Origin of the sequence: Williamsia sp. (genome assembly GCF_036566845.1) — a bacterium.
In the GTDB taxonomy this organism is placed as follows: Bacteria; Actinomycetota; Actinomycetes; order Mycobacteriales; family Mycobacteriaceae; genus Williamsia.
Genome location: NZ_DATCVM010000186.1, coordinates 1 through 12,277, shown reverse-complemented (window position 1 = coordinate 12,277; position 12,277 = coordinate 1). Strand labels below are relative to the sequence as shown.

Below are 12,277 nucleotides of genomic sequence, written 5' to 3'. Positions count from 1 at the left end.
CTACCGGGGCGGGGGCCGCACGTCGCTGCGGCCCCCGGTCGAGGGCAACCAGATGACACAGCATTTCTCCTTTCTTCTCCTGGGTTTGGGCAACGGGGCCGTTTTCGCCGCTCTCGGTCTCGCCCTCGTGATGACATTCAAGAGTTCCGGGGTGGTGAACTTCGCGACCGGTGCAGTCGCCCTCTACGCGGTGTACACCTACGCGTTCCTGCGACATGGCGAACTCCTCAACCCGATACCGGGCCTGCCGGCGAGAATCGACCTCGGTAGGGAGTGGGACGTGATCCCGGCGATGGCGTTGTCGGTTGTCATCTCCGCGTTATTGGGAGTCATCCTCTACCTGTTGGTGTTTCGGCAGATGCGCACGGCGCCGGCCTTGGCGAAGGCGGTCGCGTCCATCGGCTTGATGTTGGTGATCCAGGCGATCATCGCGCTGCGGGTGGGTGTCGACACGCCGACCGTTGGTCCCATCTTCGAACTCGACACGCTCTCGATCGGCGACACCGTGGTCCCCACCGATCGGTTGTGGCTGGCGGTGGTGGTTGTCGGTCTGGCCGTGTGTTGCGGGCTTGTCTTGCGTTACACCCGCTTTGGGCTCCAGACAGAAGCGGCGGCCGAGTCCGAGAAGGGCGCGTTGGTCACGGGCCTGTCGCCAGACCGGATCGCGGTGAGCAACTGGGCTCTGTCCTCGGCGACCGCCGCCGTCGGTGGTGTGGTGATCGCGCCGATCGTCCCGCTCAACCCGGTCGCGTACTCGATGTTCATCGTGCCGGCACTCGCGGCCGCACTGGTCGGCAACTTCACCAGTGTGGCGCTGACGGTCGGCGCCGGGCTGATGATCGGTATGTTGCAGTCCGAGGCCACCAATCTGCAGTCGACGGTCGACTGGTTTCCGCAGGCAGGCGTCGCCGAAGCTGTTCCGTTGCTTCTCATCCTCGTCTTCCTCCTGGTTCGGGGACAGCCGCTACCGGGACGAGGTGCTGTCACACGTCAAGATCTCGGCCGGTCGCCCCGGCCGCAGCGATTGGTGCTGGGGACGGCGGTTGGCCTGGCGGTCGGGTTGGTCGCCCTGTTCTCGACGTCGGGGAGCCTGAGGCTCGCGGTTGTCTGTTCGATGATCTACGGCATCATCGCGCTCTCTCAGGTGGTGATCACGGGCTATGCCGGTCAGGTTTCCCTGGCCCAGCTCACTCTCGCCGGCGTCGGCGCGTACAGCCTGACCAGGCTCACCACAGATCTGGGGGTTCCATTTCCCATCGCGCCGATCCTGGCGGCAGTGGCCGCGATGGCCATCGGAGTCGCGGTCGGATTGCCGGCACTGCGTGTTCGTGGACTGCCACTGATGGTGGCGACGCTGTCACTGGCGGTGTTCCTGGAGGCCTTCTGGTTCCGCAACCCCACTCTCAACGGCGGTCTGCAAGGTGCGCCTATCGAACCGCCGACACTGTTCGGGATCGACGTCGGTATCGGCGCCGGTGAAGGCTACCCGAAACTGGCATTCGGGATTGTGTGTCTCGTCTTCCTGGTCCTCGTCGCATTCGGGGTTGCGAGCTTGCGGCGCAGCGGTTTCGGTGCCTCGATGCTGGCGGTCCGGGCCAATGAGCGATCGGCGGCTGCGGCCGGGATCAACGTCGGGATGACCAAACTCGCCGCGTTTGCCATCGCGTCCTTCGTGGCAGGTCTGGGTGGCGCGTTGCTGGGTTATCAGCAGACTCTGGCCACCGCAGGGAGTTTTGGTGTGTTCGCCGGCATTGCCCTGTTCGCCGTCATCTACGTCGCGGGAGTGACCTCCGTGTCCGGCGGATTGCTCGCCGGAGTCCTGGCACCTGGTGGCCTCATGTTCTACTTGAGCGACAGCTATCTGCACTTCGGCGAGTACTACATGTTGTCGAGTGGCATCCTGCTGGTGGTCGTCGTGGTCACCAGCCCCGACGGACTCGCCGGTTATCTGCATCGGATTCGGATCCCCGGATTCGCCCGTGGCGCGTTCCGGCCCGGTGCGCATGAAGCGCCCGCGGTCGACAAGGAGATCCCTCTCGCGCCCGAGGGTCGCACCGGCGATGATGTGGTCCTGTCGGTCCGGAACATCAGCGTCCGTTACGGTCCCGTGTGCGCGGTCGACGACGTCAGTTTCGATCTGCGACGCGGCGAGATCGTCGGACTGATCGGTCCCAACGGTGCGGGTAAGACCACGCTCATCGACGCAATCGGCGGCTTTGCCGATGCCGTCGGCGCAGTGACGGTCAATGGCAACGAGATCGAGAAACTGCCACCGCACCGCCGCAGCCGATTCGGACTCGGCCGTACCTTCCAGGATCTGGAGCTCTACGACGAGCTGTCGGTTGCGGAGAATGTCACGGTCGGGGCGGTCCGCGGTGGCGGCGATACCTCCGAGACAGTCAGCGCGGTCCTTCGCCTGTTGGAGATCGAACATCTGGCTCATGTTGCTGCAGGGGACCTTTCGCAGGGACAGCGGCAATTGGTCTCGGTGGCCCGAGTCCTGGCCGGGCGGCCCGTCGTCGTGTTGCTCGACGAGCCCGGGGCGGGGCTCGACAGCACCGAGAGCAGATGGCTGGGTGAGCGACTGCAAGTGGCTCGCGCAATGGGGTCGACCATGCTGCTCGTCGATCACGACATGGAACTGGTGCTCAGCATCTGTGATCGTGTCATCGTGCTCGACCTGGGTGGTGTGATCGCCAGCGGTACACCCGATGAGGTCAGAACCGACGACGCGGTGATCCGCGCCTACCTCGGTTCGCCCACCGGACAAGGCGACAACATGACGGAGACCGCGGGCTCTGTCGCTACGGACGAGGTTTCGACATGAGTGTGCTGTCCTGTGACAACCTGGATGCCGGCCATATTCGGAGGAGTCCGTGCGTGCGCGGCCTCGATCTCACTCTCTCCGAGGGTGAGATCGTCGCGCTCCTCGGACCGAACGGCGCGGGCAAGACGACCTTGCTGATGACGCTGGCCGGATTGCTTCCCCGGCTTGGTGGTTCGGTGTCGCTGGCCGGAGAGCAGCTCGGGTCCGGTAATCCTCGTGCAGCGGTGCGCGGGGGAATGGTCTTGGTTCCCGACGATCGTGCATTGTTCAAGAAGTTGTCGGTCACTCAGAACCTCCGTCTTGCCATCAGAGGGCGTGGACCCGCGGCCCGTTCCGCGATCGATGAAGTGCTGCAGTATTTTCCGGCGCTCGAAGCCCGTCTGAATCTCGCCGCCGGTCAGCTCTCCGGCGGGGAGCAGCAGATGCTTGCCATCGGCCGGGCCCTGGTGCAGCGACCCAAAGTGCTCCTCATCGATGAGCTGAGTATGGGCCTGGCGCCGGTTGTCGTCGAGTCGATCCTGACCGTCTTGCGCAATGTTGCGTCCTCCGAGCGGACGGCGGTGATGCTGGTGGAACAACACGTGCGACTGGCACTCGGAATCGCAGATCGAGCTGTTGTCCTGGTGCACGGTCAGGTGAGTCTCGAAGACGATGCGACGGTGCTGTCGAACGACGTGAGCAGGATCGAGAAAGCGTATCTCGGGCAAACCGGCGGCGACGGCCGCCTGCACGCTGATTAGGAGAAGTTGAGTGACGGACGACGGTGTGGCAGAAGCCGAACTGGTGGTTGCAACCTACCGCGAGATCGAACGCGAGTTGACGGCTGTGGGGGCCCCGTTCGAAACCGTGGAGGTCTCGGAGTCGGGAGGAACCGTCCGCAGTTACAAGCAGGTGGCGGAGAACTTCTACGATGTTGTCGAGGCCATTGAAGAGCGGTATGCCGACAACATACTCACGGTGAGGCAGCAAGCCTGGACCTACGGCGAGGTGTTCTCGCGCGCACGTCGGTTGGCCGGGGCGCTCTCGGAGATTCACGGCATCGGGCCCGGCGATCGGGTGGGGATCATGATGGCCAATCAGCCGTACTACCTGGTGTCGTTGTTCGCGATCACCCGAATCGGTGCGGTCGCGGTTCTCTACAACAGTCGTTCGAGCAGAGCTGAGATCAGCGTGGCCACAAGCGATGTGCGCAGTTCTGTGATCATCGCCGACCCCAAGCGCATCGCGCTGATCGATCAATCGGCGTCTGATTCGGTGTTGATCTCGACCGAACCGATCGACGGCGCCGACATCGCGACACTCCCGGAACTGATCGAGGGCGCCGGGAAGGACGGTGCCCGGTGCCGGGTCGCTCCGGAATCGGTCTGCATGATCCTGTTCACCTCCGGCACGTCAGGCCGGGCGAAAGGTGTTCTGCTGACTCATCGCAATCTCGGAAACGTTGTGCTCAACATGCGATACGTACTCGAGTGCAACCTCAGATTTGCGGCGAGACAGTACGGGATCTCGGTGGACGAGATACGCGCATTCATGCCACAGATGTCGTCGTTGCTGATCTTCCCGCTGTTCCATGTCTCGGGTTTTGCGGCGCTGATGGTGACGATGGAATCGGGTGGCCTGGTCGCGACCATGGAGGGTTGGGATCCGGAACTGGCCGCGGGACTCGTGGAAGAGCACAAGCTCACGTTGATGGCGGGCCCGCCGATGGTGGTCGACGAGTTGCTGATGCAGCCGTCGGCTCCGGAACGGCTCGGCTCGCTCATGAATGTGGTTCCGGGAGGGCAGGTCACGCCGTCCAACGTCAAGAGCAAGATTGCCACCACGTTGCCGAATGCGCAGCGGAGTTCGGGGTGGGGGATGACGGAAACCGGCGGCAGTGTGTGTACGGCGAACGGTGCGCTACTGGGATCCTTCCCGGAAACGCTGGGCCCGCTGAGTCCGACGATGGATGCGCGGGTCATGGACGCCGACGGCCACGAGGTCCCGCCCGGCAGTGTTGGTGAGCTCGAGCTCCGCGGCGGACTTGTCATGGCCGGCTACGCGGGGCCGGACGGAACAGCTGTTGAAACACCCGGCCGCTGGTTCCGCACAGGCGATCTGGGGTACATCGACGAATTCGGTCTCGTCTACATAGTCGACCGGGCCAAAGACATCGTCATCTCAGCGGGCGAGAACATCTCCTGCGTGGAGGTCGAGAATGTGCTCATCGCGAGTGACTGGTTCGTGGAAGTCGCCGCATTCGGTGTTCCGGACGACCGACTCGGTGAGCGACTGGTCGCGGTGGTCACGCTCCGAGACGGTCAGTCGGCCACCGAGGACGACATCCGCGATCTGGCGCGCGAATCGCTCCCCGGGTACAAGATTCCGGCAGAGATCATCTTCGACGCCGGGCCGTTGCCGAGAAATGCCACCGGAAAACTCGTCAAACGAACGTTGCGTGCAACGTATCTGGACCGGCACCACACCACGGCGTCGGTCACGTAGCCGGAGTGGATGTCGGCTTCGGCCGCGTGGGCTATCGGTCCGGGACCGAACGGTCCGAGCCGTCGCGGGAGAGGATTCGTCCCAGTGCCAGTGACGCTGTCCGCACGGCAGGAGCCAGCAGTTCGGGTCTGAACCGATCTTTCGGCACGGATACCGACAGTGAGGCGATGGGTTTGCCCCCCTTCATCACAGCGGCGGCGAGGCAGCAGCTCCCTGGTGCTGACTCCTCACGTTCGGTCGCGACGCCCCGGTCGCGGATCTGGGCGAGTTCTCGGTCCAATGTCCTCGGGTCGGTGATCGAGTTCTCGGTGTAGCGCCGCAGTGGGCGTGACAGTACGTCCGACTGAAAGTCGGCGGATTCGAACGCCAGGAGCGCTTTTCCCACCGCAGTGCAGGTGAGGGGGAGTCGGCCACCGACTTGCGAAGGCAAGGGCTGCGAGGTGTGCCCGTGGAGCTTTTCGATGTAGACCACGTCGTACTGGTCGCGGACAGCGAGGTGAATTGTCTGTTCGGTGACGGCGTAGAGATCCTGCATGAACGGCATCGCGGCTACGCGGAGCCGGTGCTTCACCGAGACCCGCTCGCCGAGCTCGAACAGCGTCATGCCCAGTTCGAACTTGTTTCCGGTGCGCTGGATCCAGCCGAGTTCACTCAGTTCGACCAGTAGGCGGTGAGTGGTCGACCGGGGCAGCCCGGTCCGGGTGCACACCTCGGCGAGGGTCAGTGCGGTCCCACCGGGGAAAGAACCGAGCAATAGCGCCGACTTCTCGAGCTGCGACATATTTCCGTCCCGTCTCATGGGATGAATCCTAGTCAGCGGTTCGGATGGGTCCTATCTTCCTTGTCATGACAACGGAAGAACACGTGATCGGGGCTGCGGCGGATCGGCTCGCTACGGCAACCCAGACAGGCACACCGTGCGAGCCGGTGCGAGACCTGATCGGCCGGGCCGACGTCGATGCGGCCTACCGCGTTCAACGCCTCAACGTCGATGCGTTGGTCGCATCGGGCCGTCGCATCGTCGGCCGCAAGACTGGCCTGACCTCCCCGGCGGTGCAGAGGCAACTCGGCGTCGACCAGCCGGACTTCGGTGTACTGCTCGACGACATGGACTGTTCCGGTGACGCAATGGTGGATTCCAGCCGTCTGCTGCAACCGAAAATCGAGGCCGAGATCGCGTTTGTCCTCTCCCGCGACATCACGGAGCCGATCACCGAGGCCGACGCGCCGCAGTACGTATCCGACGTCTATGCCTCATTCGAGATCGTCGACAGCCGAATTGCCAACTGGGACATCAGCCTGGCCGACACGGTTGCGGACAATGCGTCGTCCGGACTGTTCGTACTGGGCGACCGGCGTGATCGTGAGGACGTTCCCGACCTCACCGGCGTCGAGATGACCATGACCGAAAACGGGGTCCAGGTATCGCAGGGCAAAGGCTCGGATTGCCTGGGCAGTCCGTGGAAGGCCTTCGTGTGGCTGGCCAACATCACCCTCGAGTACGGATCAGTCCTCCACGCGGGGGAAGTCGTCCTGACCGGAGCGCTCGGGCCGATGGTGGCGGTGACCCCCGGCTTCACCTATGTCACAACAATTTCCGGTATCGGCTCAGCGACCGCGGTGTTCAGTGCCTGACCATACCGTCCCATCCGACTCATTCCGAAAGCAGGACTCATGAGCAAAATCAAGGCCGCGATCATAGGATCGGGCAATATCGGAACCGACCTGGTCATCAAACTCAAGCGAGTGGCCAAGAATGTCGAGATCGCCGTCCTGGTCGGCATCGACCCGAACTCTGACGGGCTCGCGCGTGCCAAGCGGATGGGTATCAGCACCGTGGACTGCGGTGTCCAGGGTCTGATCGATCACCCCGATTTCGCCGACATCGGGATCATCTTCGACTCGACGTCGGCCAAAGCACATGTCGCCAACGAAGAAGCGCTGCGGCCGTATGGAAAACGGCTCATCGACCTCACCCCGGCCGCGATCGGTCCCTACGTTGTTCCGGCGGTCAATCTCGAAGAACATCTGGCTGCACCGGATGTGAACATGGTGACCTGCGGCGGGCAGGCGACCATCCCGATCGTGTCGGCGATTTCGTCGGTGACCACGGTCCATTACGCCGAGATCGTGGCGTCGATCGCGTCGAAGTCGGCCGGGCCCGGAACCCGCGCGAACATCGACGAGTTCACCGAAACAACATCCGAGGCGATTGTGGCGGTGGGCGGCGCCGCGCACGGCAAGGCGATCATCGTGCTGAATCCGGCTGATCCGCCACTGATCATGCGGGACACCGTACTTGCGCTGGTGACCGATCCCGATCAGGATGCGATCCGGCGATCGGTTGTCGACATGGTCGCGAAGGTGGCGACGTATGTTCCGGGATATCGCCTCAAGCAGGACGTCCAGTTCACCCGGCTCGACGATGCGGAGTCGGTGGCGACCCTGACCGGTGGTGTCGATGTCGGTCCGGGGCTGTGGAAGGTGTCGGTCTTCCTCGAAGTGGAGGGGGCCGCCCACTACTTGCCGGCATACGCAGGAAACCTGGACGTCATGACCTCGGCCGCTCTGCAGGTGGCAGAGCGTATCGCCGAAACGAACCTCACCGACTCAACAGTGGAGATGGCCCGATGACCGAGAACAACCGAGCGTCCGCCATCGACGGTGCGCCCCTCTACATTCAGGACGTCACGCTGCGTGACGGCATGCACGCCACCCGGCACCGCATCACACCGGAAAACGTCGCCCTCATCGCGGGTGCGCTCGACCGGGCCGGAGTCGACGCGATCGAGGTCACCCATGGCGACGGCCTCGCCGGACACAGTCTCACTTACGGACCCGGCAGCAACACCGACTGGGAATGGATCGAGGCGGCAGCCTCGGTTGTCCATCGTGCCAAACTCACCTCGCTGCTGCTTCCGGGTGTCGGCACCGTCAAGGAACTCGAACGCGCCTTCAAGATGGGTGTGACCTCGGTTCGGGTCGCAACTCACTGCACGGAGGCCGATGTGTCCGCCCAGCACATCGCCAAGGCCCGTGAGCTCGGGATGGATGTCTCCGGCTTCCTGATGATGTCGCATCTGGCCGAGCCGGCAGCGCTGGCCGAGCAGGCGAAGCTGATGGAATCCTATGGCGCACATTGTGTATACGTCACCGATTCGGGTGGCAGATTGACGATGGACGGTGTCCGTCAGCGGGTGCGCGCGTACCGGGACATTCTCGATGCCGACACCCAGATCGGTATCCACGCACACCAGAATCTGTCTCTGTCGGTGGCGAATTCGGTGGTTGCAGTGGAAGAAGGTGTGACCCGCGTCGATGCCTCACTCGCCGGACACGGCGCCGGCGCCGGTAACTGCCCGATCGAACCGTTCATCGCAGTTGCCGATATCGAGGGCTGGAAACACGGGTGCGACCTCTTCGGTCTTCAAGATGCGGCCGACGACATCGTTCGGCCTCTGCAAGATCGGCCCGTCCAGGTCGATCGCGAGACCTTGACCCTCGGATTCGCGGGCGTCTATTCGAGCTTCCTGCGACATGCCGAAACCGCAGCCGAACAGTACGGACTCGACACTCGTTCCATCTTGCTGGCGGTGGGCGAGCGCGGACTCGTCGGGGGACAGGAAGACTTGATCACCGACATCGCGCTGGATCTGGCCGCCGCGAAGAAGTAGGGGCGGCCCGGGGTACCTCCGTCCATCGGGCCCTTATTCGCCCCGAGCGGGCCGTTGTCATCAAAGTTTCTGGGGCAGAGGCCCATTCGATGAACAGAAGGGCCCGGTCGACGGGAGTAGGGGCCCGGTCGGCGTTGGCGGGTTGACATGGTCACCAGTCCTGCATCACCCAAAGGGGCACGTCGGGGTTGTCCGGGAACACACCGAATACAACACGGCCTCCGGGGTGAGAGGCGGCCTCGGCGATGACTTGCTGACCGGTGACGGTGTTCCAGGCGCGCGCCCGGAACGGGCGGGGAGGATTGGCTCCTCGGTAGGCCGAGTCGTTGTCGAGGATCGGGCCCCAACGATCGTTGCCCATCACGCCGTTGATGACGTGGCCCGCGCCGAGTTGAGCAGCGAGGACGGTCTCGAAATGGGTCAGTTCGACGATCAGCACGCGGTTGCCGTACACCGGACTGAGATACACGGTGGAAGCGGTGGTGCTCGGTGCCACGACCGACACTCCACCGGCCACGCAGCACAATGCTGCGGCCGCGGTCGCGAGCCGAATTCTGACCCTTCGCATGCAGGCGCCTTCCAGCAGCAATGTGCTGATCTGACAGCAATCGTAACTTTAGCAATGTTTGCAGATGGCGTCAGCCGGTTCAGATGCGCGGGACCGCCGTCGGCATGGCCACCCGACTCCCGTGTCGTAGGGTTGCCGACGTGGGAGTTTCTGACGATGACCGGAGGTATCTGCGGCGGTGCGTCGAGTTGGCGCGGGAGGCGTTGACCGACGGTGACGAGCCGTTCGGTTCGGTGCTCGTCAACAGCGAAGGGCGATCGCTCTTCGAGGATCGCAATCGGGTCCAAGGCGGCAACAACACTCGGCATCCCGAATTGGCGATCGCGTTGTGGGCCGTCGACAACCTGGACCCCGACGAGCGCGCCGCCGCAATCGTTTACACCTCCGGAGAACACTGTCCGATGTGTGCGGCCGCGCATGCCTGGGTGGGACTCGGGCGGATCGTCTATGTGGTGTCGTCGGCCCAGTTCTCGTCCTGGTTGCACGAGTGGGGTGCTCCGCCGTCGCCGGTGGCCGGCCTGTCCATCAACACCGTCGCACCGGAGCTGCTGGTCGATGGTCCCGCTGCCGAGTTCGAGGCAGAGATGAAAGCGTTGTACTCGCAGAAGTTCGGCCCCTCGACCTGATCACTCGCAGGCGCCAGGTCTGACCCGGTGTGGCTGTGCGGACGTCGTCAGGTCGCCTTTGTCCGGCGGCGGCCCCTGGTTGCCTCCACCGGATCGATACTCGCAACCGACCACTTGGCGGCCATCGCCAGACTGGCCTCTCGGCCTGAATGAACATGGTGGAACGCCGATTCCGCGGCCCTATCGGGATCGTTCGCGGCGATGGCGGCGAGTATCTCCTCATGCTCCTGGCATTGGAGGCCCGGATCTCGGTCCTTGGTGAGGTGAAAGAGCCACTGCGTCCGGGCTTCGAGGGGCCGGAGGAGTGATTCGAGGAGAGGGTTGACCGCCAGGTCGACGATCATCTGGTGGAACTTGGCGTTCGCCGCGGCGATCGCGGGACGGTCCCGCTGCCGAGTCGCTGCCCGGGCAGCGTCGAGTTGTTCGGACAGTCTTTTCAGGCCGGCCTTCTCGGCTCGTTCGGCGGCGAGCCGGGCGGCGAGCACTTCCAGGCTCTCTCGTACGTCGAAGAGGTCGCGAACATCGTTTTCATTGAACGGCGACACGATGGCCCCCTGTCGGGGGACTACAACGACCAGTCCATCCTGCTGCAGCAATTGGAGCGCCTCCCGCAGCGGAATACGCGAGACCTCCAGCTCGGCGGCGAGGTCTCGCTCGACCAATCGTGATCCCGGTGCCAGGCGCAGGTCGACGATCTGTTCCCGGATCGACTCATATGCATGCTGGCGCAGCGGTTTTCGATCGGATATGGAGCGCGGCGGCTCTTTGGCCACGGGCATGAGTGCGGTTTCCTCCCAGGAGTTGCGATCGGTCAGGCCAGTCTAACCGCAACCGAGTTAGCGGTATACCGATAACTAACGGGACTGTAATCGGATGGAAACACTCAGCGCGCACAGTTCTCTTTAACGGTATACCGCTAGTCGCGGACCGACGACAAGGAGAATTGATGAATATTCGGCCCACCACACTCCGGATGTCCATGGCATTGCTGGCGGCAGGAACCGTCGCCGTGTCGATGACCGGCTGCGGCACGTCCGGTGCCGACTCGAGCGACGGACGACTGTCGGTCGGTGTCTTCTTCCCGGGATCGATCACCGACACCGGGTTCATGGAGTCGGGATACCTCGGCTATCAACGCATCGAGCAGTCGATGGGCGACCGGGTCGACCTCAGCTATGTCGAGCAGGTTGCGCCCGCGGACTATCAGCAAGCATTGCAGCGCTTCGCTTCTGAAAACGAACTGGTCATCTCGGTAGGTGGACAGACCGATGCCGACGTCCGAAAGGTCGCGCCGCAGTTCCCGGATGTGAAGTTCGTCGAGATCGGTGGACCTTCTGACGCCGAACCGATGGGCAACCTCGCGTACTACGACCCACAACAGGCAGAAGCCGAATTCCTGTCGGGTGCGGTGGCCGCTGCATCGTCAACGGGGGCTGTCGGTTTCGTCGGAGGTGTGGAGCTGCCGGCGATCGTCAATGCCGCGACAGCGTTTTCCAACGGAGCCCGGTTCGCCCGTCCCGACGTCAGGGTTCTCAATCCGCAATATGTCGGTGACTTCAACGATCCGGCAAAAGCCAAGCAGGCCGCCGGAACCGGCTACGCCGGCGGTGCGAATGTCCTAGGGCAGATCGTCAACCTCGGCAAGCAGGGCATCGAACAGGCTGCCCGAGAATCGGGGAATCGTATGGTCGGCGGACCGATTCCCGGTGACTGCGCAAATCCGGTGTACGTCGGATACGTCCGTACCGACATCGGCACGGAGATCGAATACGCGGTGACCTCGACCCTCGATGACACCTGGACCGCAGCGCAGGTGCCCTTCGGGCTGACCACCGACAAAGGCGGCAGTGACTTCATCCTGTGCCCGGGCGAACCCGCGGTCACCACTGCGCTGGCCGACGCCAAGGCGGCGCTGACATCCGGCACTGCCACGGCGTACTGAACGGATCCCGGCCATGACAACAGCAACCACCCCGTTGTTGACGCTCGAGCGAATCGGTAAGTCCTACGGCAATGTTCGGGCACTCGACGAGGTCAGTCTGGTCGTGGAGCGCGGATCGGTGCATTGCATTCTCGGCGAGAACGGCGCCGGCAAGTC

11 protein-coding genes are annotated in these 12,277 nt (G+C 63.6%); 8 read left to right on the top strand and 3 right to left on the bottom strand.

All coding sequences use genetic code 11. From position 1 onward, the window contains the following. The first annotated feature begins 52 nt into the window (after positions 1–52). The 3 genes from VIQ49_RS17535 to VIQ49_RS17525 are packed head-to-tail and all read left to right on the top strand — an operon-like array spanning position 53 to position 5,311. A complete protein-coding gene (locus tag VIQ49_RS17535) occupies positions 53–2,827 on the top strand; it encodes a branched-chain amino acid ABC transporter permease/ATP-binding protein (protein ID WP_331886864.1) in 2,775 nt (924 codons plus the stop codon). Then, positions 2,824–3,567, top strand: coding sequence for an ABC transporter ATP-binding protein (locus tag VIQ49_RS17530; RefSeq protein ID WP_331886862.1), 744 nt, complete (start codon positions 2,824–2,826; stop codon positions 3,565–3,567). The genes VIQ49_RS17535 and VIQ49_RS17530 overlap by 4 nt, the downstream gene beginning before the upstream one ends. 10 nt (positions 3,568–3,577) lie before the next feature. Further along, entirely contained in the window at positions 3,578–5,311 is a 1,734-nt protein-coding gene (locus tag VIQ49_RS17525) for a class I adenylate-forming enzyme family protein (RefSeq protein ID WP_331886860.1), read from the top strand. Positions 5,312–5,342: 31 nt separating this feature from the next. Here VIQ49_RS17525 and VIQ49_RS17520 read toward each other — a convergent pair whose 3' ends face one another. Further along, a complete protein-coding gene (locus tag VIQ49_RS17520; RefSeq protein WP_331886858.1) occupies positions 5,343–6,110 on the bottom strand; it encodes an IclR family transcriptional regulator in 768 nt (255 codons plus the stop codon). Positions 6,111–6,157: 47 nt separating this feature from the next. Between VIQ49_RS17520 and VIQ49_RS17515 the strand changes: the two genes are divergently transcribed. The 3 genes from VIQ49_RS17515 to dmpG are packed head-to-tail and all read left to right on the top strand — an operon-like array spanning position 6,158 to position 8,985. Further along, a complete protein-coding gene (locus tag VIQ49_RS17515; protein ID WP_331886856.1) occupies positions 6,158–6,946 on the top strand; it encodes a 2-keto-4-pentenoate hydratase in 789 nt (262 codons plus the stop codon). 39 nt (positions 6,947–6,985) lie between these two features. After that, the gene (locus tag VIQ49_RS17510; protein ID WP_331886854.1) at positions 6,986–7,945 is read left to right on the top strand and encodes an acetaldehyde dehydrogenase (acetylating); all 960 of its coding nucleotides are present in this window, start codon (positions 6,986–6,988) and stop codon (positions 7,943–7,945) included. Then, positions 7,942–8,985, top strand: a complete 1,044-nt coding sequence (gene dmpG / locus VIQ49_RS17505; protein WP_331886852.1) for a 4-hydroxy-2-oxovalerate aldolase — start codon at positions 7,942–7,944, stop codon at positions 8,983–8,985. The genes VIQ49_RS17510 and dmpG overlap by 4 nt, the downstream gene beginning before the upstream one ends. 151 nt (positions 8,986–9,136) lie before the next feature. Here the strand turns inward: dmpG and VIQ49_RS17500 are convergent, their stop codons facing one another. Further along, the gene (locus VIQ49_RS17500) at positions 9,137–9,553 is read right to left on the bottom strand and encodes a hypothetical protein (RefSeq protein WP_331886850.1); all 417 of its coding nucleotides are present in this window, start codon (positions 9,551–9,553) and stop codon (positions 9,137–9,139) included. A 140-nt stretch (positions 9,554–9,693) separates the two neighbouring features. On the opposite strand from VIQ49_RS17500, the gene VIQ49_RS17495 reads away from it, so the two are divergent. Then, complete coding sequence (locus tag VIQ49_RS17495; RefSeq protein WP_331886848.1) at positions 9,694–10,179, top strand: nucleoside deaminase; 486 nt, start codon at positions 9,694–9,696, stop codon at positions 10,177–10,179. Positions 10,180–10,226: 47 nt separating this feature from the next. On the opposite strand, the gene VIQ49_RS17490 is transcribed toward VIQ49_RS17495, so the two are convergent. Then, the gene (locus tag VIQ49_RS17490) at positions 10,227–10,958 is read right to left on the bottom strand and encodes a GntR family transcriptional regulator (RefSeq protein ID WP_331886846.1); all 732 of its coding nucleotides are present in this window, start codon (positions 10,956–10,958) and stop codon (positions 10,227–10,229) included. Between the two features lie 167 nt (positions 10,959–11,125). Here VIQ49_RS17490 and VIQ49_RS17485 point away from each other — a divergent pair, with 167 nt between their 5' ends. Continuing rightward, complete coding sequence (locus VIQ49_RS17485; RefSeq protein WP_331886844.1) at positions 11,126–12,121, top strand: BMP family protein; 996 nt, start codon at positions 11,126–11,128, stop codon at positions 12,119–12,121. The last annotated feature ends 156 nt before the right edge of the window (positions 12,122–12,277 follow it).

Coding starts and splice junctions, on each gene's coding strand:
- VIQ49_RS17535 (WP_331886864.1), top strand. CDS start 53: ATGACACAGCATTTCTCCTTTCTTCTCCTGGGTTTGGGCAACGGGGCC.
- VIQ49_RS17530 (WP_331886862.1), top strand. CDS start 2,824: ATGAGTGTGCTGTCCTGTGACAACCTGGATGCCGGCCATATTCGGAGG.
- VIQ49_RS17520 (WP_331886858.1), bottom strand. CDS start 6,110: ATGAGACGGGACGGAAATATGTCGCAGCTCGAGAAGTCGGCGCTATTG.
- VIQ49_RS17515 (WP_331886856.1), top strand. CDS start 6,158: ATGACAACGGAAGAACACGTGATCGGGGCTGCGGCGGATCGGCTCGCT.
- VIQ49_RS17510 (WP_331886854.1), top strand. CDS start 6,986: ATGAGCAAAATCAAGGCCGCGATCATAGGATCGGGCAATATCGGAACC.
- dmpG (WP_331886852.1), top strand. CDS start 7,942: ATGACCGAGAACAACCGAGCGTCCGCCATCGACGGTGCGCCCCTCTAC.
- VIQ49_RS17500 (WP_331886850.1), bottom strand. CDS start 9,553: ATGCGAAGGGTCAGAATTCGGCTCGCGACCGCGGCCGCAGCATTGTGC.
- VIQ49_RS17490 (WP_331886846.1), bottom strand. CDS start 10,958: ATGCCCGTGGCCAAAGAGCCGCCGCGCTCCATATCCGATCGAAAACCG.
- VIQ49_RS17485 (WP_331886844.1), top strand. CDS start 11,126: ATGAATATTCGGCCCACCACACTCCGGATGTCCATGGCATTGCTGGCG.